Annotated in this window: 14 protein-coding genes; 5 read left to right on the top strand and 9 right to left on the bottom strand. The window is 72.1% G+C overall.

Going from position 1 to position 22,669, the window contains the following annotated elements; translation table 11 throughout:
* Positions 1-103: 103 nt before the first annotated feature.
* Positions 104-865 (top strand): VTT domain-containing protein, encoded by a 762-nt coding sequence (locus tag ABIQ69_RS06460; RefSeq protein WP_350349975.1) that lies wholly within the window; start codon positions 104-106, stop codon positions 863-865.
* A 31-nt stretch (positions 866-896) separates the two neighbouring features.
* Here ABIQ69_RS06460 and ABIQ69_RS06455 read toward each other — a convergent pair whose 3' ends face one another.
* From ABIQ69_RS06455 to murI, 4 genes are read right to left on the bottom strand one after another with little or no spacing between them, the layout of a single operon-like run.
* Positions 897-1,823: a cation diffusion facilitator family transporter gene (locus tag ABIQ69_RS06455; RefSeq protein WP_350349549.1), complete on the bottom strand. Its 927-nt coding sequence runs from the start codon at positions 1,821-1,823 to the stop codon at positions 897-899.
* A 58-nt stretch (positions 1,824-1,881) separates the two neighbouring features.
* A complete protein-coding gene (gene rdgB, locus ABIQ69_RS06450) occupies positions 1,882-2,514 on the bottom strand; it encodes an RdgB/HAM1 family non-canonical purine NTP pyrophosphatase (protein ID WP_350349548.1) in 633 nt (210 codons plus the stop codon).
* Positions 2,511-3,278, bottom strand: a complete 768-nt coding sequence (gene rph, locus ABIQ69_RS06445) for a ribonuclease PH (RefSeq protein ID WP_350349547.1) — start codon at positions 3,276-3,278, stop codon at positions 2,511-2,513. Before rph ends, rdgB begins: the two co-directional genes overlap by 4 nt.
* Positions 3,275-4,105, bottom strand: a complete 831-nt coding sequence (gene murI, locus ABIQ69_RS06440; protein WP_350349546.1) for a glutamate racemase — start codon at positions 4,103-4,105, stop codon at positions 3,275-3,277. Before murI ends, rph begins: the two co-directional genes overlap by 4 nt.
* Positions 4,106-4,190: 85 nt before the next feature.
* Between murI and ABIQ69_RS06435 the strand changes: the two genes are divergently transcribed.
* Complete coding sequence (locus tag ABIQ69_RS06435) at positions 4,191-5,510, top strand: nicotinate phosphoribosyltransferase (protein WP_350349545.1); 1,320 nt, start codon at positions 4,191-4,193, stop codon at positions 5,508-5,510.
* An 18-nt stretch (positions 5,511-5,528) separates the two neighbouring features.
* On the opposite strand, the gene ABIQ69_RS06430 is transcribed toward ABIQ69_RS06435, so the two are convergent.
* From ABIQ69_RS06430 to ABIQ69_RS06420, 3 genes are read right to left on the bottom strand one after another with little or no spacing between them, the layout of a single operon-like run.
* Positions 5,529-5,831 (bottom strand): DUF3039 domain-containing protein, encoded by a 303-nt coding sequence (locus ABIQ69_RS06430; protein WP_350349544.1) that lies wholly within the window; start codon positions 5,829-5,831, stop codon positions 5,529-5,531.
* An 18-nt stretch (positions 5,832-5,849) separates the two neighbouring features.
* Complete coding sequence (locus ABIQ69_RS06425) at positions 5,850-7,424, bottom strand: hypothetical protein (protein ID WP_350349543.1); 1,575 nt, start codon at positions 7,422-7,424, stop codon at positions 5,850-5,852.
* Positions 7,400-8,524: an ABC transporter ATP-binding protein gene (locus ABIQ69_RS06420; RefSeq protein ID WP_350349974.1), complete on the bottom strand. Its 1,125-nt coding sequence runs from the start codon at positions 8,522-8,524 to the stop codon at positions 7,400-7,402. Before ABIQ69_RS06420 ends, ABIQ69_RS06425 begins: the two co-directional genes overlap by 25 nt.
* 928 nt (positions 8,525-9,452) lie before the next feature.
* On the opposite strand from ABIQ69_RS06420, the gene ABIQ69_RS06415 reads away from it, so the two are divergent.
* The gene (locus ABIQ69_RS06415) at positions 9,453-10,145 is read left to right on the top strand and encodes a phosphocholine cytidylyltransferase family protein (protein ID WP_350349542.1); all 693 of its coding nucleotides are present in this window, start codon (positions 9,453-9,455) and stop codon (positions 10,143-10,145) included.
* A gap of 94 nt (positions 10,146-10,239) precedes the next feature.
* On the opposite strand, the gene ABIQ69_RS06410 is transcribed toward ABIQ69_RS06415, so the two are convergent.
* A complete protein-coding gene (locus ABIQ69_RS06410; protein WP_350349541.1) occupies positions 10,240-10,791 on the bottom strand; it encodes an ECF transporter S component in 552 nt (183 codons plus the stop codon).
* A 76-nt stretch (positions 10,792-10,867) separates the two neighbouring features.
* On the opposite strand from ABIQ69_RS06410, the gene ABIQ69_RS06405 reads away from it, so the two are divergent.
* Together ABIQ69_RS06405 and ABIQ69_RS06400 are read left to right on the top strand one after the other, a co-directional pair.
* Positions 10,868-11,668 carry an ABC transporter permease gene (locus ABIQ69_RS06405; RefSeq protein ID WP_350349540.1) on the top strand — a complete coding sequence of 267 codons (801 nt, stop codon included), beginning with the start codon at positions 10,868-10,870 and terminating at the stop codon, positions 11,666-11,668.
* On the top strand, positions 11,668-12,447 hold the full coding sequence (locus ABIQ69_RS06400) for an ABC transporter ATP-binding protein (RefSeq protein WP_350349539.1): 780 nt from the start codon (positions 11,668-11,670) through the stop codon (positions 12,445-12,447). The genes ABIQ69_RS06405 and ABIQ69_RS06400 overlap by 1 nt, the downstream gene beginning before the upstream one ends.
* Before the next feature lie 102 nt (positions 12,448-12,549).
* On the opposite strand, the gene ABIQ69_RS06395 is transcribed toward ABIQ69_RS06400, so the two are convergent.
* Entirely contained in the window at positions 12,550-22,494 is a 9,945-nt protein-coding gene (locus ABIQ69_RS06395) for a hypothetical protein (RefSeq protein ID WP_350349538.1), read from the bottom strand.
* Between the last annotated feature and the right edge of the window lie 175 nt (positions 22,495-22,669).

Below are 22,669 nucleotides of genomic sequence, written 5' to 3'. Positions count from 1 at the left end.
CCCCCATCCCGCCGACGCATCCGCTCGGTAGACTGCACGAAACCCCGCCGCACGTGACGCGAGGCGCTCCCGCGTCCGCCGACGACAGGAGCATCCCGACGTGATCCACACCGCGCTCATCCCGTGGCTCGACCCCGAGACGATCATCGCGGGCGCGGGCCCGTGGGCTCTGCTCGTCGTCTGCTTCATCGTCTTCGCCGAGACCGGCCTCCTCGTCGGGTTCCTCCTGCCGGGCGACACCCTGCTCGTCATCTCCGGCCTGCTCTCGCACGCCGGCGCGGGCGGCCCGAACGGCGTATTCGGCATCTCGGTGTGGTGGGTGTCGCTGCTCATCGGTCTGGCGGCGTTCGTCGGCGGCGAGGTGGGGTACTACATCGGGCACAAGGCGGGCCCTGCGGTCTTCGAACGCAAGGAGTCCGGCCTCTTCTCGGTGAAGAACGTCGAACGCACCAACGCCTTCTTCGAGCGCTTCGGCGGGCTCACCATCATCCTCGCCCGCTTCGTGCCGATCGTGCGCACCTTCGCGCCCGTCGCCGCCGGCGTCGGCCACATGAACAAGGGCAAGTACACCCTCTACAACCTCATCGGCGCGATCCTCTGGGGCTTCGGCCTGACGATGTTCGGCTACGCGATCGGGTTCATCCCGGTCGTCGGCGACCTCGTCAAGGAGTACATCGACCTCATCCTGCTCGCCGCGGTCGGCGGCACGGCCATCGTCACGCTCTGGCACTACCTGCGCGAGCGGTCGAAGGCGAAGAAGGCCGCACGCGCCGGCGAGGACGTCGTCACCGACGAGGCGGAGGCCGAGCAGCTCGTGCTCGACCCCGACGTGTTCGAGCGCGGCCCCCAGCACGACGAGAAGTAGCCTCACGCCCGCGGCCCGGCACGCCGCGAACTCACCGGTGGGAGGCGTGCTCCTGATCCGCACGTCCGGCGGGCTCCAGCTGGATCGTCGAATGCTCGACGTCGAAGTGCGCCGACAGGCAGCCGCCGAGCTCGTCGAGGAGCGCGCCTGCACGGCCTGAGGCGAAGACCTCGGGATCGACCTCGACGTGCGCCGTGAACACCGGCTGACCCGACGTGATCTGCCAGACGTGCACGTCGTGCACGGCGACCACCCCCGGTGCGCCGAGCAGGTGCTCGCGGATCTCGGCGACATCGGTGTCAGCGGGTGCCGACTCGCTGAGGACGTGCATCACGTCGCGCAGCAGCACGATCGCGCGCGGCAGGATGAGGGCCGCGATCGCGAGGGAGGCGATCGGGTCGGCGGCATCCCACCCGGTGGTGAGGATGACGATCGCCGCCGCGATGACGAGCGCCGAGCCGACGGTGTCGCCGAGCACCTCGAGGTAGGCGCCCCTGAGGTTGATCGAGGTGGATGCGCCGGCCCGCAGCACGAGCATCGCCGCGATGTTGGCGAGCAGGCCCACGACGGCGACGACGAGCATGGGCAGGCCCTGCACCTCGTGCGCCTCGCCCTCGCCGCCCGCGACGAGCCGGCCGATCGCGCCCCATGCGACCGAGACCGCGACGACCGTGAGGATGACGCCGTTCACGAGTGCGCCGAACACCTCGAACCGGCGGAAGCCGTACGTCTGGCGGTCGGTCGCCGGACGCGCCGCCACGAGCGCCGCGACGAGCGCGACGATGAGGCCGAGCAGATCGCTCGCCATATGCCCGGCGTCGGCGAGCAGTGCGAGCGATCCGCTCAGCAGGCCGCCGACGACCTGGACCACGAGGAACGCGCCGATGATGCCGATCGCCGTCAGCAGCCTGGTGCGGGTGGCGGTGCCGGCGTGGTCGTGCGCGTGATCGTGGCTCATCACGTCCAGCGTAGGCCGGAAACGCCCGATCAGGCCGAGATAGGAATGAGTCGCGTTCTCAGCGGAGCCCGGCTGCGACGCGCTCCAGTTCGGGCACGAGCGCGGCGAACGCCCGCGCCCGGTGGCTCTCGGCGTTCTTGACCTCGGGAGCGAGCTCCGCCGCCGTGACCTCACGCCCCTCGGGCTCGAAGATCGGGTCGTAGCCGAAGCCGTGCGAGCCGCGAGGCTCGTAGGCGAGGGCACCGGGCCAGCGCCCCTCGGCGACGACCTCCTCGCCGCCCGGCACCAGCGCGTCGGGCACGACGAGCGCGATGGTGCAGCGGAAGGATGCGCCGCGGTCGGGGCGCTTCACATCGGCCAGCTGGTCGAGCAGGAGCCGCAGGTTGTTCTCGTCGCCGGCCCGGCTGCCGGCCCAGCGCGCGGAGAAGATACCCGGCGCGCCGCCCATCACGTCGACGCAGATGCCCGAGTCGTCGGCGAGCGCGATCCGCCCGGTGTGCGCGGCGGCGGCCCGCGCCTTGATCAGCGCGTTCTCGGCGAAGCTCGTGCCGTCCTCCACCGGCGACGGGCCGTCGTACGCGAGCACGGTGAGTCCGGGCATCCGTTCGCCGAGGATCCGCTGGAACTCGGCCACCTTGTGCTGGTTGTGCGTCGCGAGCACGACCTCCAGCGTCGAGGATGCCTCGCTCACGCGCCGGCCGCCTCGTCGTGCGCGGCGAGCACCGCGGTCTGGATGCGGGCGAGCTCGGCGGTGCCGCCGAGCGCGAGGTCGAGCAGGGCGTCGAGCTCGCGCCGGTCGAAGGGCGCGCCCTCAGCCGTGCCCTGCACCTCGACGAACAGGCCCCGGCCCGTGGCGACGACGTTCATGTCGGTCTCGGCGCGCACGTCCTCGACGTACGCGAGGTCGAGCATCGGGGTGCCGTCGATGATGCCGACCGAGACCGCGGAGACGGTGTCGATGAGCGGCGTCGCCCGCTGGCCGATGAACTTCTTGCCGCGGGCCCACTCGATGGCGTCGGCGAGCGCGACGTAGGCGCCCGTGATGGCCGCGGTGCGAGTGCCGCCGTCGGCCTGCAGCACGTCGCAGTCGATCTGGATGGTGTTCTCGCCGAGCGCCTTCGTGTCGACGACGGCGCGGAGGCTGCGGCCGATGAGCCGGCTGATCTCGTGCGTGCGGCCGCCGATGCGGCCCTTCACCGACTCGCGGTCGTTGCGCGTGTTGGTCGACCGGGGCAGCATCGCGTACTCGGCGGTGACCCATCCCTTGCCGGTGCCGTTCATCCAGCGCGGCACGCCGTTCGTGAAGCTGGCCGTGCAGAGCACCTTGGTGCGACCGAACGAGATGAGGGCGCTGCCCTCGGCGTGCGCCGACCAGCCGCGCTCGATGGTCACCTCGCGCAGCTGGTCGGGCGTGCGCCCGTCGGCGCGGACGAGGTCGGCTGCGGATTCGGTCACGAGAGAAGTCCCTTCGGAAGGTGGATGGCGCCCGTCTGCACGAGCTCGACACTCGGCACCTGCGGGCCGATGAGACGGTTGGCGAGGTCGAGGAAGGCGCTCGTGGACTCCCCCGTCGCCTCGTAGCGGTGCGTCGGCGGCGTCGCGGCCCGGCGCTCCAGGCCGCGCCCCACGAGCACGCGGTAGACGTCGTTGGCGGTCTCGACGTCGCTGGAGACGAGCGTGACGTCCTCCCCCATGACGTAGGAGATCGCGCCCTTGAGGAACGGGTAGTGCGTGCAGCCGAGCACGAGGGTGTCGATGCCGGCGCGCTGCAGCGGGGCGAGGTACTCCTCGGTGACCGAGAGCACCTCGTCGCCGGTCGTGACGCCGTCCTCGACGAACTCCACGAACCGCGGGCACGCCTGCGACCACAGTTCGAGGTGCGGGGCCGCGGCGAACGCGTCGTCGTAGGCGCGCGACTGGATGGTGCCCTGGGTGCCGATCACGCCGACCCGACCCGACTTCGTGGCCGCCACGGCTCGCCGCACGGCCGGCTGGATCACCTCGACGACGGGCACGTCGTAGCGCTCGCGGGCGTCGCGGAGCATGGCCGCCGAGGCGGTGTTGCACGCGATGACGAGCATCTTCACGCCCTGGGCGACGAGGTCGTCGAGCACGGCGAGCGCGTAGCGCCGGACATCCGCGATCTTCTTCGGGCCGTAGGGCGAATGCTCGAGGTCGCCGACGTACAGGATGGACTCGTTCGGCAGCTGATCCATGACCGCGCGCGCGACGGTGAGCCCGCCGACGCCGGAGTCGAAGATGCCGATCGGTGCGTCCGTCACGATCGTCAAGCTTAGACGGCGGATGCCTCGCCCCCGGGCCGCGCGGATGCGGACCTCCCCGCCCGACCTGGCTAGGCTTCATCCCGTGACCGGCTCAGCTGCCCTCTTCACCGACCGCTACGAACTCACCATGGTCGACGCCGCCCTGCAGGACGGCACCGCCCACCGGGAGAGCCTCTTCGAGGCGTTCGCGCGGCGTCTGCCCGACGGGCGCCGGTACGGCGTGGTCGCCGGCACGGGACGCCTGCTCGAGCTCATCGAACGGTTCCGGTTCGAGGACGCCGAGCTCGAGTGGCTCCGCGAGCACGAGGTCGTGCGGCCCGCGACCCTCGACTGGCTCGCCGACTACCGGTTCCGCGGCGACATCTGGGGCTACCGCGAGGGCGAGGCGTACTTCCCCGGCTCGCCGCTCATCACCATCCAGGCGAGCTTCGCCGAGGCGGTCATGCTCGAGACGCTGGTGCTCTCGACCCTGAACTACGACTCGTCGGTCGCGAGCGCGGCCGCCCGCATGGTCTCGGTGGCGCTCGGCCGACCGCTCGCGGAGATGGGCTCGCGCCGCACGAACGAACGCTCCGCCGTCGCCGCGGCGCGCGCCGCCTACATCGCGGGCTTCGACGCGACGAGCAACCTCGAGGCGGGCCGCACCTGGGGCATCCCGACGATGGGCACCGCCGCGCACGCGTTCACCCTCCTGCACGACAGCGAGGAGGCCGCGTTCCGCGCCCAGGTCGAGGCCTTCGGGCCGAAGACGACGCTCCTCGTCGACACCTACGACATCGAGCAGGGCGTCGAGACGGCGGTCCGGGTCGCCGGCCGGGAGCTCGGGGCCGTCCGCATCGACTCGGGCGACCTGCCCACGGTCGTCGCGTCCGTCCGCGAGCAGCTCGACGCGCTCGGCGCCGTGGACACGAAGATCACCGTGACGAGCGATCTCGACGAGTTCACGATCGCGGCCCTCTCGGGCGCCCCGGTCGACTCGTACGGCGTCGGCACGGCGGTCGTCACCGGTTCGGGCTTCCCGGCCGCGGGCATGGTGTTCAAGCTCGTCGCGCGTCGCGACGACGACGGCGAGTGGGTCGCGGTCGCCAAGGCCTCCGCCTCGAAGACGTCGGTCGGCGGCCGGAAGAACGCGGCCCGCCGCCTCGACTCCACGCGCACGGCGCGCGAGGAGCTGGTCTTCATCGGCGACGGTCCCGACGGGGAGGACGAGTTCGCGCCCGACGAGCGCCTCCGCCCCTTGATGGTGCAGCTGATGTCGGGCGGCGTGGCGGATGCCTCGTACACCGGTATCGCCGGCACGGAGGCCGCTCGTGCGCACCGCGCCGAGGTCATGCAGGAGCTGCCGATCGAGGCGTTCCGGCTCGGCCGCGGCGAACCGGCGATCCCGACGGTCTACCGGTGAGCTGAGCGCGAAGCGGGCTCAGCCCTGCTTCATCCGCTCGTAGATCTCCTTGCAGGTGGGGCACACCGGGAACTTCTCGGGGTCGCGCCCCGGGGTCCACTTCTTGCCGCACAGCGCCTTCACCGGCTTGCCGGTGATGGCGGACTCGAGGATCTTCTCCTTCTTCACGTAGTGGGAGAAGCGCTCGTGGTCGCCGGGCTCGATGTGCTCCTCTTCGAGGAGCTTCTCGAGCTCGCGGTCGAGCACGCTCGTGCCGCCGCCGGGCTGGTCGGGATCGGCGATGCTCGCGCGCGGGGTCTCGGGCAGCACGGTCTCGGACATGCGCTCGATTCTACGCGGCTACGCGCGGAGCGCGGCCTGCAGGATCTCCGGCCCGCGGCGCTCGAAGACGCGGCCGCCGAAGAACACGCCCCAGATGAGCGTCAGCACGCCGAGCACCACACCGGACGCGAGCGAGAGCAGGTGCCACTCGGGGTCGACGAGGATGCCGAGGGCCCCGAACGCCAGCGCCGGCAGGGCGATGAGAAGCGAGCCGAACATCGTGATGGACTGCACGAGCGCGGTGATCGCTCCGGTCGACTGCGGCTGCTGGAACGGGCTGTCGCCGGGCTTCACGGCCGGGTACGGGAACCGTGCGCTGCTCACCGCGCCGACCCCGAGACCGGCGAGCAGCAGCGCCGTGCTGACACCGATGACGCTCGGCACCATCCGCCAGTCATCGAGCACGAGCGCCGTGATCGCGCTGCCGAGCCCGATGACCACGATGCCCGCGACGAGGACCGGGATGATCCGGCCGAAGCGGTCGGCCGCGCCGCGCACGCCGGACGCGATGTGCAGCCACACCGCGGTCGAGTCGTACGCGGTGTCGTTGTGCAGACCCCAGCCGAGGAAGAGCGACATGAGCGGGACGGGGATGAGCGGCAGATAGTCGCCGGGCACGCCGGCGATCGCGAGTGGCACCATGACGAGCACGGGCACGACGGGGATCATGATGAACGACACCCAGTAGCGCGCGTCGCGGAACCAGTACGTGAAGCTGCGGGCCGCGATCGCGCCGGTCGCCGTGTGCGGCAGCCGGTCGAACCAGCCGAGGCCCCGGTAGCTCTTCACCGAGCCCTCGTGGCTCGGCGTCACGAGCATGACCGCGACCAGCTTCTGCCAGGCGAGCCAGATGAGGCCGAGGGTCGCTGCGGCGATGAGGAGCTTCAGCAGGGCGGCGCCCCACGCGCCCGCGGCGGCGTCGCCCGGCACCGCGAAGGCGGCGCCGAACGGCGTCCAGCCGAGGATGTCGGCGATCGCGCCGAGCACGAGCAGCCCCGACTCGGCCCAGTCGAGCGTGACGAGGAGCACGATGGCCGGAGAGAGCGCCACGATGAGCAGGAGACCGAGGACCCCGGAGAACTCCCTCGCTCGACGGCTCGAGAGGAGCATCGAGCCCGTCGCGGTCGCGACCCGGGCGATCAGCAGACACGTCGCGAACGCGATGGCCGCGCAGATGATCGCCAGCAGCGTCTCGCCGACGCCGCGCGACCACGTGATCACCGTGCCGAGGAGCACGATGGCGAGCACCAGCGCCGGCACGCCGATCAGCGCGGCCACGCCGAGCCCGAACGCGAGGGTGCGGTCGGGGATGCCGAAGAGGGCGAACTTCCGCGGATCCATGGTGTCGTCGACGCCGAACACCAGCGGGAAGATGATGAACCCGATGACGGTCGCAGCACCGCCCACGATGAAGGCGTCGCGGATGACGGTCACGTCGTCGACGAAGCGCAGGCCCACCATGGCGAAGAAGAGCAGCCCGGCGAGGCCGAGCCCGTACACGAGACCGATCGCGATCCCGACGACCTGCCACGGGCTGCGCTTGAAGATGTTCGCGAGCAGCCGCAGTTTCAGTCGGAGAAACTGTGCAACCATTCCATCCCCTCCGCTGCCTTGCGCCCGCCCGCGAGCTCGACGAACCGGTCTTCGAGGGTCTCTCCCTGGCGCACCTCGTCGAGGGTGCCCTGAGCGAGGACTCGGCCTGCCACCACGATGGCGACCGAGTCGCAGACCCGCTCGATGAGGTCCATGCCGTGGCTCGAGAGCACGACGGTGCCGCCGCCGGCGACGTAGCGCTCGAGGATCTCGGTGAGGTTCGCGGCCGACACCGGGTCGACCGACTCGAACGGCTCGTCGAGGACGAGCAGCCGGGGCGAATGGATCATGGCGCAGGCGAGGGCGATCTTCTTCGTCATGCCGGCGGAGTAGTCGGCCACGAGGCGGTCGACCGCGTCTTCGAGGCCGAACGCGTTGATGAGGTCGACCGAGCGCTCGCGCACCGTGCGGTGGTCGAGTCCGCGGAGCGTCCCGGAGTAGTCGAGCAGCTGGGCGCCCGTGAGCCGGTCGAACAACCGGAGGCGGTCGGGCAGCACGCCCGTCGCGCGCTTGGCCGCCTTCGGGTCGGCCCAGGCATCGATGCCGTGGATGCGGACGACGCCCTCGTCGGGGCGCAGCAGCCCGGTGACCATCGACAGCGTCGTCGTCTTGCCGGCGCCGTTCGGTCCGACGACGCCGTAGAACGAACCGGCCCGCACGTCGAGCGAGATCTGGTCGACGGCGACGTTCGGACCGAAGCGCTTCACGAGCCCTTCGACCTGCAGCACCGTCGGTGCGTCGGCGGGCGGCGCCTCGCGGGCGACCCGCAGCGTGCGCTTCTTCCGCTGCGCCGGCTTGGCGGCCGGCGCCGGGATCACCGCCACCGCACTGTCGGACGCCGCGACGGATGCCTCAGCGACCGGCGCCTCGGCCACGGACGCGTCGGCGGCCGGCTCCGCGATGACGGATGCCTCGTCCGCCGGCTCTGCTGCCGCGGGGACGGCGACCTCGGCCGCAGCGGGCGCCTGGGCCGCAACGGCCGGCTCGGCTTCAGCAGACGCCTCGGCCGCAACGGCCGGCTCGGCTTCAGCGGGCGCCTCGGCCTCGACCGGAGCCGGGTCCACCGACGTGGCGGTGGCCGCCGTCTCGTCGAGCTCCACGACCTCGGGCACGTCCGCGGCGACCGCGGCGGCGACCACGGCCTCCTCCCCCGTCTTCCGCGGCCGTTCGGCGGCGGTCGTCTCCGTGGTGATCGACGCCGCGATGCGCGGCTGGCGCTTGCGCGCGGTGGACTCCGCGGCGCGTGAGCGCGCGGCCTTCGTCGCAGCGGCGCCCTTCTCCGCGGTGGTCTTGGTGGTGCGTGCCGCCTGGCCACGCGCAGCCGCGGCGGACTTCGAGGCGGTGCGCGAGGCGGGCGTGCGCTTGGAGCCGGCGGCCGGCTCGGAGGTCGCCTCCGCAGCGGCGGCGCCGGTCGATGCCGTCGGCGTGCGCTTCGCCGCGGTCGTCCGCTTCGGCGTCGCGGCGGGCTTCTTCGCCGCGGCGGTCGTCGCCCCCGCTCCCGCGGCCGTCTTCGCGGCGGACTTCTTCGCCGGCGCGCGCTTCGCGGCCGGCTTCGCCGCCTCGGGCACGGCGGCCGAGGCATCCGTCTCCTGCGCCGTCGCGGTCGATTCGGCCGCCTCGGTCGCAGCGCTCGACGCACTGCGGGCCGAGGCGCCGCGGGCGGTCCGGCCGGTGCGCGGCGTCGCCCCTGCGGACGCCCCCCGGCCGGTGCCTTCGCGAGCCTCGTCGTCGTGTTCTGAGCGCGGAACTGAAGTCACCCGGCAACGGTATCAACGGAGCCGGTCCTCCGTCCTCCCCCGTGCGAGGGAATCATCCCGGGGGCTGATCCGATCCTGAACGTCTCCTGTACGAACGGTCACGATCGCGTGACGACCGTCCACCGTTCCCGCTGGCGGGCGTGGGGCCTCCGGTAGGCTGAACTCCGGCATAACGGCGTGTCCACATTCGTACTTCCGGGTGAACGACGGGCGAACGATCCACGAACGAGATCGGTCCCGACGCAGCATCCGAACCACCGAAGGAGATGCAGTGACCACCCAGATCGTGATTCTCGCAGCCGGCATGGGGAGCCGGCTCGGGCGATCCCTCCCCAAGCCGCTCACCGAACTCAGCGACGGCCGCACCATCATGCGCCAGCAGTTCGACAACATCGAGCACGCCTTCGGCCCCAAGCCGAATGTGACCATCGTCGTCGGCTACAAGCTCGAGCACATCATCGAGGCGTTCCCGCAGGCGTCCTTCGTCTACAACGAGGAGTACGACCAGACGAACACGTCGAAGTCGCTGATGCGCGCGCTCCAGGCGTCGCAGCCCGGCGGCGTGCTCTGGATGAACGGCGACGTCGTGTTCGACCCGCGCATCCTCGACCGCGCACTGCCCTTCATCGAGCGCGACCAGTCGTTCGTCACCGTGAACACGGCGAAGGTCTCCGACGAAGAGGTGAAGTACACCACGAGCGCCGAGGGCTACATCAAGGAGCTCTCCAAGACCGTCCGCGGCGGGCTCGGCGAGGCCGTCGGCATCAACTACATCTCCAGCGGCGACAAGGCGACCTTCCTCGCCCACCTGCAGCGGGTCGGCGACCAGGACTACTTCGAGCGCGGCCTCGAGCTCGCGATCGAGCGCAACGGCCTCCTCGTCGAGCCGATGGACGTGTCCGACCTCTACGCGGTCGAGATCGACTTCGCCGAAGACCTCGAGCGGGCGAACCACTTCGTCTGATCGTCGACGAATCCTGCACCACAGCAGAGGAGCGGATGCCGCGAGGCATCCGCTCTTCGTCGTTCCGGGGCCGTGATGCGCCCCCGCATCGCAGCTAGGCGCGGGTGCGGGTGAGCGATCTGGCGACGCCGGCACGTTCGAGGGCGCGCGCGATGATCCGGCCGATCCAGATGAACAGGACGGGGCTGCCGACCCAGCACGCCAGCGCGATCGCCCACGCCCACCAGGCGTAGTGCTCGGCGCCGAGGGCGAAGAACACGCCGATGGCGAGCACGAGGCCGGCGAAGCCGCCGGAGACGTAGAACAGCCAAGGATCCCACCGGCGGTAGCGGGCGATGAGGAACGGCAGCTCGAGCAGCGCGCCGACGAGCAGGCCCGTGCCGACGTAGCGCCAGAACCACCACGGGGCGAACGCCGCCCCCACGAGGCCCGCGATGAGCCCGGCGAGCAGGCCAGTGCCGGGACGCTTCAGCAGCGCGAGCGCGACGACGCTCGGCAGGAAGTGCGAGCCGGCCGTCAGGCCGTAGAAGAGCGGGCCGAACACCGCGAAGGCGGCCGCCAGGTAGCCGGATGCCCCGGCGACGACGCCGCCGCCCACGCCGATCGCCGCACAGCTCAGCAGGACCCGGGTACTGGTGCGGTGCACAACGCTCCTTCCGGGGCCGGCACGCGCACGAGCCCCCACAGCAAACCTACCGCCGCACGGCATCTACGATGGGGGCGTGACGAGCTACGCCGAGACGCATCCGCTGCAGCGGACGTGGTGGTCGCGCTACCGGCACTCGCTGTGGCTCCTGACGACGCGCGACCTGAAGGTGCGGTACTCGACCTCAGCGCTCGGGTACGTGTGGTCGGTGCTCGATCCGCTGGTCATGGCCGGCATCTACTGGTTCGTCTTCACCCAGGTGTTCGACCGCACCGTCGGCGAGCAGCCGTACATCGTCTTCCTGCTCTCGGCGCTGCTGCCGTGGATGTGGTTCAACGGCGCGGTCTCCGACTCGACGCGCGCGTTCCTGAAGGACGCGAAACTCGTCCGCTCGACGATGATTCCCCGCACCATCTGGGTCAACCGCATCGTGCTGTCGAAGGGCATCGAGTTCGTGCTCGCCCTGCCGGTGCTCGCCCTGTTCGCCGTCGTGTTCCAGGCCGGCGTCTCCTGGGAGCTCGCGCTCTTCCCGCTCGCGATGCTGCTGCAGGCCGTGCTCACCGCGGGCGTCGCGCTCATCGTCGCCCCGCTCGTCGTCTTCTTCCGCGACCTCGAGCGCGCCGTGAAACTCGTGCTCCGCTTCCTCTTCTACGCGACGCCGATCATCTACGGCGCCACCGACCTCCCCGACGGCATGCAGTTCTGGGCCGCGTTCAACCCGCTCACGGGCATCTTCGGGCTCTACCGCTCCGGCTTCTTCCCCGAGCAGTTGAGCTGGTTCGAGGTGGGCGTCGCCGCGGCGATGTCGGCCCTGCTGCTCGCGATCGGACTCTGGGTCTTCCGGGTCAGCGAGCGTCAGGTGCTGAAGGAGATCTGATGACGGATGCCTCGACCACGGTGCCGACGGCACCCGGCGCCGGCCCGGAGTACGCGATCCGGGTCGACGGGCTCGGCGTCCGGTTCCGGCGCAACCGCCGCGGGCGGCGCTCGTTCAAGGACCTCCTGTCGGGCAAGCGCCGGCGCACCCGCCCCGGCGAGTTCTGGGCGCTGCGCGGCGTGACGTTCGACGTGCGCCCCGGCGAAGCCATCGGCGTGGTCGGGCGGAACGGCCAGGGCAAGTCGACGCTGCTGAAGCTCGTCGCGGGGGTCATGCTGCCCGACGAGGGCTCCGTGCTCGTCGAAGACGGCGTCGCGCCGCTCATCGAGATCACCGGCGGCTTCGTCGACGACCTCACCGTCCGCGACAACGTCTACCTCACCGCCGGCCTGCACGGGATGACCCGCGCCCAGGTCGACGCGAAGTTCGACGAGATCCTCGACTTCGCCGGCATCGGCGACTTCGTCGACACCCCCTACAAGCACCTGTCGAGCGGCATGAAGGTGCGGATCGCGTTCGCCGTCATCTCGCAGCTCGAGGAACCGATCCTGCTCGTCGACGAGGTGCTCGCCGTCGGCGACAAGGCGTTCCGCGAGAAGTGCTACGCGCGCATCGAGGAGCTCCTCGCCGGCGGCCGGACCCTCTTCTTCGTCTCCCACAACGAGCGCGACCTCCGCCGCTTCTGCACCCGCGGCCTCTACCTCGACGGCGGCGCCCTCGTGCTCGACGGCCCGCTCGACGACGTGCTCGAGCGCTACAACGCCGACCACAACTCGTAGTCGCCGGCGATGGCTCGAAGCGGCGCGGCGTGAAACGGCCGAGGCAGCCGGCGCCGGTGCGCAGCGCGACCCGTGAGCGATCGCGCTGCGCACCCGGCCTGATCAGTCGGCCGTGCAGATGATCTGCTGGAAGTGCCCCGGCGTGCCCGAGAACGCCTTGCCGGAGTTGTGCTTCAGATCCTTCTGGTAGACGATCGCCGCCTCGCGTGCCGCCGATCCGTCGAGCTGCTGCACGTCGGCGAGGGTCGGGGCACCCTCGAAGTCGGTGCGCGCGCCGGTCACGTAGGCCAGCTTCTCCAGCCCCGTGAGGTTGTTCGGGTCGAGCTTGCGCACGTCGTTCCAGCCGCCGTACGCCGAGTTGCACGCGGTGTACAGGTTGTACGCGCCACCCCAGTCGAGCAGCTTGTCGCCGTCGTTCGGGCCGTTGGCCGAGACATCCGCCTGCAGCACGTCGCGGTCCCAGCCGCCGTAGATCCAGTCTGTGCCGTGGTGGTGCTGGCGCGTCTCCGAGCCCGAGTTGCCCGGTGCGGTGTCGGCGTACGCGGCGACCTGGTCGAACCAGGCCTGCGGATCGGTGCCGGGTCGCGGCTGGTAGTCGACGATGTCGGCTCCCGCCTCGGTGGCGTCGGCTCCGTAGCCCGCGAACGCGACGTCGATCCACTGCCCGAGCTGGCCCGGTTCGTTGCGTCCCGGCAGATCGGGTGTGCCGACCTGCGGGTTGCCGCGCCCGCCCCACATCACGTCCGCCCCGTCGTCTCCGTACAGGTAGTCGCCGCCGGAGTCGCCGTTCATGAGGTCGGCGCCCTCGCCGCCGTGCATCGAGTCGTGCCCGGGCCCGCCGCGCATCCGGTCGGCGCTGCCCGCCTCGTGACCGCCCGCCTCGAGCGGCGACCCGTCGCGGTCGTGCGTCAGCGAGGTGCCGCGGTAGAGCGGGTGCGCCTCGAACGGGTGCAGCACCGCGTCCTGTGCGCCGGAGTCCGGCCCGCCGAGGTTGATGCCGGGAGGGCCCTGGCTCGTGTGCGTCAGGATGTCGGGATCGCCCGCGTCACTGCCGTCGGCCTCGACGAAGCGCGTCTGCACGCCGCCGCGGTCGCCGACCATGGCGTCCTCGCCGGCGCCGCCCCACATGGTGTCCGCGCCGAGCTCGCCGTACTGGTCGTCGGCACCGTCCTCGCCGAACAACCGGTCGGCGCCGTCCTGACCCCACTGGCTGTCGTCGCCGTCGTCGCCGCCCTGCGAGATGAGCGGGTTCGTGCCGTCGCCGCCGAAGACGAGGTCGTCGCCCCAGACGCCGGCCGCCGCCGGCGCACCCACGTCGTACCGGGTGACCTCGCGCTCGATGACCGCAGAGCCGTCGTCGGGCGCCTCATTGCCCGGGTAGCGCTCCTCGGAGACGGCGTAGGCGCCGTCCTCGATGGTCCGGTTCAGTTCGCCGTTGTCGCCGAGCTGGAAGTCGGCCTCACCGTCGCCGAACAGCCAGTCCCCGGAGTCGCGGTGGCCGGCCAGGTTCGATCCGCCGAACTGGTCGTCCTGCCCGTCGGCCTCTGCGGCGCCGACGAGGTCGGCTCCCGCGCTCGGCGCGCCCGGCAGGCCCGCCGGCGGGGCGATCAACGCCGGCAGCGTGCCGCCGACCTCGGGCGGGAGCAGGATGCCGCCGTACTGGTCGATCGCCCGGTCGCCGACGACCACATCGGCGCCGCCGTTGCCGTGCTGGAAGTCCGCGCCGCCGTCGCCGAACAGGAAGTCGTTGCCGTCCTGCCCGAACTCCGCGTCCACGCCGGACCCGCCGTTCAGCAGGTCGCGACCCGACTCGCTCGCCACCGGCCCGTCGAGGTCGTGCAGCACCAGGCCGCGCTGCGTCTGCACGCCGAGCTGGCTCGTCACGTAGTGGAACTCGGCGGGCGCCGGGTCGTCGAGCGCCGGGCACGACGCCGGTTCGAACGCGACCCCGGGCACGTCGCGCACGATGCACGCGTTGTCGCCCGCGATGACGTCGGCCCCGCCGCCGCCCCAGAGCACGTCGCCCGTGTCGGGCTGATCCGGGAAGCTCGAACCGCCGATGAGGTCGTCCTCCGCGGCGTTGCCCTCGAGCCAGTCGCCGTCCTGGTTGCCCTCGACGAGGTCGTCCGCGCCGTTGCCCTTCACCCGGTCGCCGCCGCCCTCGCCGAACATCCGGTCGTTCGAGGCGTTGCCGTGCATGAGATCGCCGCCGGAGACGGCGTCGAGCGCCGCCCCGGTCTTCTCGGTGTCGAGCAGCTGCACCTCGCGGAAGACGCCACCGGTCACCGGGTCCGTCCGCCAGGTGTCGGGGTCGTCGGCGTCGGCCTCGCGTGTGAGGACGGCGTTGTCGCCGGTCATCACGTCGTCGGCGCCGTTGCCCTCCATCTCGAGCTCGCCCTCGTCGGGCGCGGCGTTCGCGCCGTCCGGGTCGGCCAGCGGGTTGACGGGCGACGAGCCGCCGATCAGGTCGTCGGCGCCGTCGGTGCCGTCGGGGACGGAGACATCCGATTCCTCGTCGAACCCGAAGATCCGATCCTGCCCGTCGTTGCCCTCGAGGCGGTCATCGTACGCGCCGCCCCGGAGGGTGTCGGCGCCGGTGCCGCCGAAGGCCCGGTCGTCGCCCCCGCTCGGCCATGGGTCGCCGGCCCCGCGGAAGTCGCCCCAGATGAGGTCGTCGCCGCCGGCGCCCGGCGCCACGAGCTCGATGTCGGTCGCCGGCGAGCCGTTCGGCGTGCCCGGCTGCCAGCCGCCCGAGGGCGGGCCGACGAGCCGCGCGGGCGGCGCGACGGTGCCGCGGTCGCCCACGAGGTCGTCGGGGCCGGCTCCGCCGACGAGCTGGTCGCCGTCGAGCTCGCCGAAGACCTGGTCGTAGTCCTCCGCGCCGAAGAGCAGGTCGCCGGCATCCTGTCCGTGGAGCTCGTCACGGCCCGTCCCGCCGTCGCCGGTGTCGGGGCCGTACGTCGTCGCATCGCCCGACGGCGCGATCGTCACCGCGTCGAGCGCGTCGAGCCGCCCGTTCGCGCCCGCGTCGACGGTGATGTCGTCGCCGTAGCCGCGGTCGTGGTCGGGTCCGCCGAAGAAGGTGTCGCCGGCGTCCGCCGCGTTCACGGCGATGCCGCCGCCGACTACGAGGTCGATGCCCTCCTGGCCGTGCACCGCGTCGGATGCGCCGTTGCCGAGCACGACGTCGGCCCCCGGCCCGCCGTAGGCCTGGTCGGCGTCGCCGTCGCCCCAGACCTCGTCATCGCCGGTCTCGCCCTGGAGGACGTCGTCGCCGCCGTTGCCGTGCACGAGGTCGTCATCGCCGCCGCCGAACGCGGTGTCGCCGCCGCCCTCGCCGTAGATCCGGTCGGCGCCGGCGCCGCCGGCGAGCGACGGGTCGCCCGCACCAGCGGTCTCGCTCGGCTGCGCGACCCGGCTGCCGGGCGCGCCGACGATGGTGCCGTCGTCGCCGAGCACGAGGTCCGCCCCGGCTCCACCGTCCGTGCGGTCGGCGCCCGTGGTACCGGCATCCGCCGCGCCGTCGCCGTCGCCGATCAGCTCGTCGTCGCCGTCGTCGCCGAAGAGCGCGTCGTCGCCCCCGCCGCCCCAGACGAGGTCGGCACCCGGCCCGCCGCGCACGTCGGGATCACCGTCGGACTGGCCGTGCAGCTGGTCGTCGCCGTCCTCGCCCCAGACCTGGTCGGCGCCGCGGCCGCCCCAGAGGTCGTCGGCTCCGCCGGAGCCGTACGCCTGGTCGCCGCCGTCGCCGCCCTGGATGTGGTCGGCCGACGCATCGGTGCCTGCCGCGACGAGGCGGAAGCCGCCGTAGAGGAGGTCCTCCTTGCCGCCGCCGAAGAGCCAGTCGGTGTCGCCCTCGCCCTCGATGCGGTCGTTCCCGTCACCGGCCCCCGCGGTCGGCGTTTCGTCGCGGATCGCCGCGGCGAATGCCGCGTCGTCGCCCGTCGCGACCTCGGCGTCGCCGAAGAGCCGGTCGACGCCGCTCCCGCCCGCGATGCTGTCGTTGCCGTCGCCGCCGACGATGGTGTCGCCGCCGTCGAGCTGGTTCTGCTGTGCCGCGTCGGCGGGCGGGGTCGTCCCCGGCGGGACGACGAGGAGGTCCTTGCCGCCGCGGAGGGTGTCGTTGCCGGCGTCGCCGAGCAGCCGGTCGGCGCCGAGTCCGCCGTCCACGGTGTCGGCGTCGCCGCCGCCGCGCAGCGTGTCGACGTCGCGGCCGCCGGTGACGGTGTCAGGGCCGCTGCCCGTGCCGTCGGCGTGGTCGCCGGAGGCGGTGTTCTGACCGTCGCCGACGTTGATCGTGTCCGCCCCGTCGCCGCCGTTCACGACGTCCGCGCCGGACCCGGTCACGATGCGGTCGTCGCCGACGCCGAGCGTCTGGGCGTCGACGGGCGCGCTGAACGTCCAGACGCCGTCCTCAGGCGGAGTCTCGGCCTCGGGGTTCAGGTCGCCGGGCGTGGCGCCGGCCCCCGATCCGTTGAACAGGAACGAGTCGTTGCCGTCGCCGGCGTCGAAGATACGCACGCCGACACCGGAGCGCGTCTCGGTGTAGCCGAAAGCGCTGATGCTGAACTCGTACACGCCGCCGCCGTCCGGCGCGGCGCTCAGCTGATGCACCGTGTACGCCTCGTTCACGATCTCGGTCAGCGCACCGCGATGGCTGGCGGCCCGCGGACCGACGTTCAGCACGACCCAGCCGTCCTCCTCGCTCGCGAGCACCGGGGTCTGCTCCTCGCACGAGGAGGAGAACTCGAACAGGGTGATCTCCGCGAGCCGCCACGAGTCGGAGTAGCAGAACGGGCACGGCCCGAACTCGGCGTACACCTCCAGGAAGGCCACGAGCTTGCCCTCGATGTCGAAGAGGCAGATCGGCGTCTTGAACTTCGCGACGATCTCGTCGATGTGCATCCGGCCGTCGGCCTCGGGCGTGTCGTTCAGGTTCAGGCCGAAGGTCGCGGTGATGCCGCCCTTCACCCCCGCCTCGGCGATGAAGATGTCGAGCTTCGCGCCCGCGGTGATCGTGCCGGAGACGCTGAACTCGGGGATGTCCTTGCCCTCGGCGTCGAGGTCGGTGAGGTACAGGCTCTGCAGGAACGCCGAGCCCGCCTTCGCCGCGGCGTCGAGCGGGCTGTCGACCTCGCCGCCGATGATCGACTCCGCGAGCATCCGCACGCCGCGCGTCGAGACGCCCGCGCCGACCTCGGCCTGCACGTCGAGCGCACCGCCGATGGTGACGTACAGCACGCCGAAGAACGGGCCGAAGCTCTGCGTGTACTCCATGTGCACCGCGAGCGGGTCGGGCCGCCACTCGACGACCGAGCAGTCCTTGCCGAGCAGCAGCCCCACGAGGCACGTCGGGTCGTCGAACATCGGGAACGAGAAGTCGGTGCCTGAGCCGTCGCCCGGTTGCTCGCGCACCTTGCCGAAGTCGTCGGATGCCCCGCCGAGCGCGGCGCCGACCTTCTCCTCGGGGTCGTTGGCGAGCGAGATGGCTCCGCCGCCGCCATCGATGGCCGTCAGCGCCTGATCTTGCGTGAGGGGCGCTCCCCTGGCCGTCGCGGAGTCGAGCGCGAGGTGCTCGACGAGGATGAACGGTTCGCCGTCGGCCAGGCCCTGCACGAGCTCCAGGAAGTCGAACACCTGGTCGATGTCTTCCAGGAGCGATACGTCGACCACGCCGAACAGCTCGGCAAGGTCCACCATCGTCACAGGTTCGCCGCCGAAGAGCTCGGAGACGTCGCTGATCACGGGGATCGGCGAGAAGAGGAACTCGCGCACCGGCTTGGTCGGCGCGAGGATCGGGTCGAGGGTCTCCAGCACGTCGCCGAACAGGCGGGTGAACATCTGGCCCGGCGCGACGCCGATCTTGTCGAGGGCGATGGCGGGATCGCCGAGGTCTGCGCCCTCGAACGTCCACCCCAGCGTGAACTCGGCGGTGAAGGTCGGCAGCGTGGTGTTCACATTGCCGCCGTTCGCGATCCCGGTGTCGATCTTGAGCTTCAGGTCGATGCCGCCCTCGATGCTGGGCGCCGCGAGCAGGCTCCCGATGTCGCCCGAGAGGAACGCGGTGATCGGCAGCACTCCGGTGCAATGGTCGCCGGGTGCCGCGAGGCCCGCACCGTACGTGGCGGCATCGAGCGGCGCGCACGACGGCGCCGCGAGCCCGAGCTGCGCGGTCAGGCGGGCACCGCTCGGCGTGGCCCCGTCGTCGAGGTCGGTGGCCTGCATGCCAATGAAGCCGATGCGTCCCGTGACCGGCACGCCGGGCGTGAGGTTCGCGCCGAGGTTGATGCGCACCTCGTCGAGGCCGTCGTTCTCGCTGCCGTCGCCGCCGACGGGGTCGGCCGCGCCGGTGCCCGGCACCGGGTTGTCGAGCAGGTAGAACCCGTCATCGCGCGAGATCCCGAAGCCGAGCTCGACGGTCCAGCCCGCGCTCGCCGTGACGTCGCCCGTCAGCTGCAACGGCAGGCCGGGCAGGCCGAGGCTCAGCGGGATGTTCGCGACACCCGGGCAGGCCGCGGCATCGCCCACGGGGCATCCGCTGCCGGCGAGGTCGCGCGCGCCCTGGCCGAGTTCGAGCTCGAAGCGCAGGTCGACGAGCGCGAGGAGCGACTCGGTGCCGTCGCACAGCGCCTCGGTGCCGCCGTCGTCGCAGATCGCGACGACGCGGATGTCGGTCGCGCTCGGCACGTCGTCGGCGTCGCCGGCCCACACGCCGACCGCCTGGTAGTCGCTGTCGCGCAGCACGCCGGCGGAGATGAACTCCTGCGCGAGCATCGCCCGCACGCCGTTCGCGCCGTCGACGACCTCGGTGACGGTCGCCCCGCCCACGCCGGGCAGCTGCGGGTCGTCGAGGAACGCCTTCACCTCGGTGAGGCCGTCGGCGAGCTTCGTCAGGTCTTTCCCGACGACCGGAAGCTCCCCGCCCGCCTGGCTCGCCGTGATGGCGAGGCCGAGGATCTTGCTGATCGACTTCAGACCGTCCTCGAAGCTGTCGAAGCTGAACGACGCGGCATCGAGCACGTTCGCCAGTGCGTCCGGCGCATCGACGGTCGGGGCCGACGCGAGGTCGTCGTAGGACACGGTGAGGTAGTCGTCGGCCGTCGGCGCCGCCGGGTCGGCACCGCTCGGCAGCGCGAGGCCGGAACCGACATCGACCAGCACGGGCATCGCGAGGCACGCGAAGGTACCCGTCACGGGCGTCTGTCCGGGGGCGTCGCAGGTCACCTGGCCGCCCTCGGCGGGCGACGTGGCGGTGAACCCGAACGTGCCGCCGAAGAAGTCGCCGACGGCCATCGGCGCCTCGGCCGGGTCGCCCGGCGCGGGCGCGTCGGAGCGCTCGAGCGCGAACCGCACACCGAGCGCGATGCGGCCGGTGTGGTTCGTCGCATCACCGAGCTGCGCAGCGAACGGACCGAGGTGCACGCCGAGCTGCGTCGACCCGGGCTCGGTCTCGGTGACCTCCGCGGTCACGGCGATGCGGCTCGAGTCGAGCAGCTGCGGCGGCGCGGGCGCGTCGCCGGGCTCCAGCCCGATGACCACGCCCAGATCGAGCTCGGCGGTCAGCTCGGCGTGCAGGGCCCCCTCGCCCTCCGTGCCGGCGATCGCGGGAATGGAGCCGTCGATGAAGGACAGCGGGATGTCGTCCGCCTCGGTGCGCTCGCCGCTCACCGCAGCCACGAGCGCCGGCTCGACACCCGAACCGGGATCGAGGTCGCGCAGCCGGAAGCCGACGTCGAGCAGCAGCGCGTCCTGCAGGCCGGTCTCGAGGTCGCCGAGGTCGACGGGCAGAAGCCCGCCGCGGAAGTCGTTGTAGCGCTCCCGGAGGCCGGTCGCGTCCTGGATGAGCCGGTCGATGCCGCGGTTCAGGAACGGCACGGTCGGCGCGCCGACGACGCTGTCGACGGTGTCGAGCGCGTCGACGACGGCGCCGAGGCCGTCGAGGGCGCGGCCGAGCAGCCGGTCGGGCTCCGAGGTGTCGACGTTCAGCGCCTGGAGCAGCCGCATGGCGTCGTTGCCGATCGCCACGGTGTACGCGGTGTGGTCGAATCCGGTGCCGTCGACGGTGAAGGTGCCGGCCTCGTCGGTGAGGTGCTCGTCGACGAGCTCGCCGTGGCCGTCGACGGTGTAGTCGGCGTCGATCGCGGCCCGGCGTTCGGCGACGGCGACCGGGTACGCGGCCGGCTCGCCGTCGCGGTCGTAGAGGCCCGAGATGAGGTCCACGAGGCGCGGCGTCGCCGTCTTCCCCGCTGCGGGGTCGACGTCGGCGACCGTGGTCGCCGCGGAGCCGTCCTGCAGCAGGCGCCAGGTGCCGGTCACCGTCGCGGGCACGAAGCCGAGCTGGCCCTCGCCCCGCACGTCGGCGGTGGTCTCCTGCGTGAGCCGGAGCTCGGCGCCGTCGATCAGCTCGGTCTCGAAACGCTCGTAGACCATGGGCGACTCGAACTCGACGACGGCGGTGTCGGGGTCGTCGCCCGCCGCCTCGGCCTCGGCGAGGTCGATCACGATGGGCAGGTCGATGTCGACGGCGACGTCGGTGGGTGCCGCGACGGGGTCGCCGCTCGCGGTGACGCCGCGGAGGCCCGTGCTGTCGAGCAGCTGGTCGCCGAACGCGGTCTGCCCGGGCGGCGGGGTGTCGTCGGGCTGTTGGTCGTCGAGCACGGGTGCCACGTCCGCGGTGCCGTCGAGATCGGTGTGGATCGTGAAGTCGAGCCGCACCGACGCGTCGTCGCGGTCGAACTGCGGCGTGATCATCGCCGGAGCGCCCGGGATGTCGCTCTCGATCCGGTCGGCCAGGTCGCCGACGGTGGCGATGCCGACGTCGATGAGCGGCTGCGGGTCGGCGGGGTCGGGATCCGGGTCGGGGCTGATCACCAGCAGGTCCTCGGCGAGCTTCGCGAACTCGCCGCCGAGGTCGTAGAGGTCGGCGAGGGTTCCGCTCGCGAGCGGCAGGGCCGAATCGACGTTCGGGTGCTTCTGCAGGGCCCGCAGGAGCGTGCCGTACTGCACGAGGCCGGAGACGAGGTCGACGGGTCCGATCCGCGTGAACGCCTCGAACGCCGCGAGATCGTCCTCGCTCGCCGTGAGCTCGGCGAGCGGCTCAGGCACCGACGCGAGATCGGCGTCGAGCACGAGCGACGGCGAGGAGGTGAGGCCGAGCAGCTCGGATCCGAAGCGGAGGTCGGCGGCGGCGGTGCCGGAGAGGGCGAACGCGGTGAGCTGCTCTGCGGGGGCGGTCAGCTCCCCCGGGGTGACCTCACCGCCCTCGAGGGCGGGCTCGAACATGGTGAGGCGCCCGTCGGCGTTCGTGTCGTCGATGGTGCCCGTCCACGATGCATCCACGTCGATGGTGCTGCCGCCGAGGATCTCGACGTCGCCGACGCCGATGGCGGCGGAGCCGCCGGGGAAGGCGAACGCTTGGTCGCCGGCGATCGCCGCGGTGAGGGCGACGTCGGGCTCGCCGTCGGTGGTGTCGAGCCAGAACCGGGTGCCGAGCGCGTCGGTGCGCACGCGGCCGGTGAACTCGAAGGCCACGTCGTAGGGCGCCGGGTCGGCTTCGGCGGTCTTCAGCGTGAGCGGCTGCCCGCCGGGGCCGCTCGGATCGGTGACCGCGAGCGGCACGTCGAGCGTGCGGGAGACGCGGAGCGTCAGGTCGAAGCCGCGCGCGTCGCCGTCGGCGACGAGGTTCGAGACCGACACGTCGAGTCCGGTGCCCGCCACGTCCGCGTCGAGCGCGTCGACCTGGCCCATGAGGTCGCCGAGGCCGGCGACGGGCGGCGCGGCGACGAGGGCGTCCTTGACGCCCTGTTCGAGCGTGACGGCCAGCTGCAGCCCGGCGCCCGGCAGGACGGGCGCCACCCCGGGCGACGTGTCGGCGAGCGGCAACGACTCGGCGAGGGGGCCGGTGTCCTCGTAGTCGGCGAGCGCGACGGCGGCGAGTGCCGCGATGCCGGCTCTGGCGCTGACCACGTCGTCGGGCTCGACGATGAGATCCTCGGCCGCGGCCGGGGCGACGGCCCCGGTGATGCCGAGCGCCCACGCGGCGGTCACGGCGATGATCGCCGCTCCTGCTCGTGTGCCGGCCGATCCGTTCGGGTGCGAATGGGCACGCATGTTGAACCCCCGTGGTATGTCCCCCGGCCCACGCGTGCGCTGCGTGCACCACGGACCGTTGTACTCCCCTTGCGAATGCTCAGACAAGAGAAACCCTCACTTCGGGGGGTAG

The organism is Agromyces sp. G08B096, from assembly GCF_040267705.1.
GTDB lineage: Bacteria > Actinomycetota > Actinomycetes > Actinomycetales > Microbacteriaceae > Agromyces.
The sequence above is the reverse complement of the archived record's forward strand: the minus strand, read 5'-3'. Positions and strand labels throughout refer to the sequence as shown.

Excerpts from the sequence above, each read along its gene's own strand:
- ABIQ69_RS06400 (WP_350349539.1), top strand. The coding sequence starts at position 11,668 with ATGACGGATGCCTCGACCACGGTGCCGACGGCACCCGGCGCCGGCCCG.
- ABIQ69_RS06455 (WP_350349549.1), bottom strand. The coding sequence starts at position 1,823 with ATGAGCCACGATCACGCGCACGACCACGCCGGCACCGCCACCCGCACC.
- ABIQ69_RS06425 (WP_350349543.1), bottom strand. The coding sequence starts at position 7,424 with ATGGTTGCACAGTTTCTCCGACTGAAACTGCGGCTGCTCGCGAACATC.
- ABIQ69_RS06430 (WP_350349544.1), bottom strand. The coding sequence starts at position 5,831 with ATGTCCGAGACCGTGCTGCCCGAGACCCCGCGCGCGAGCATCGCCGAT.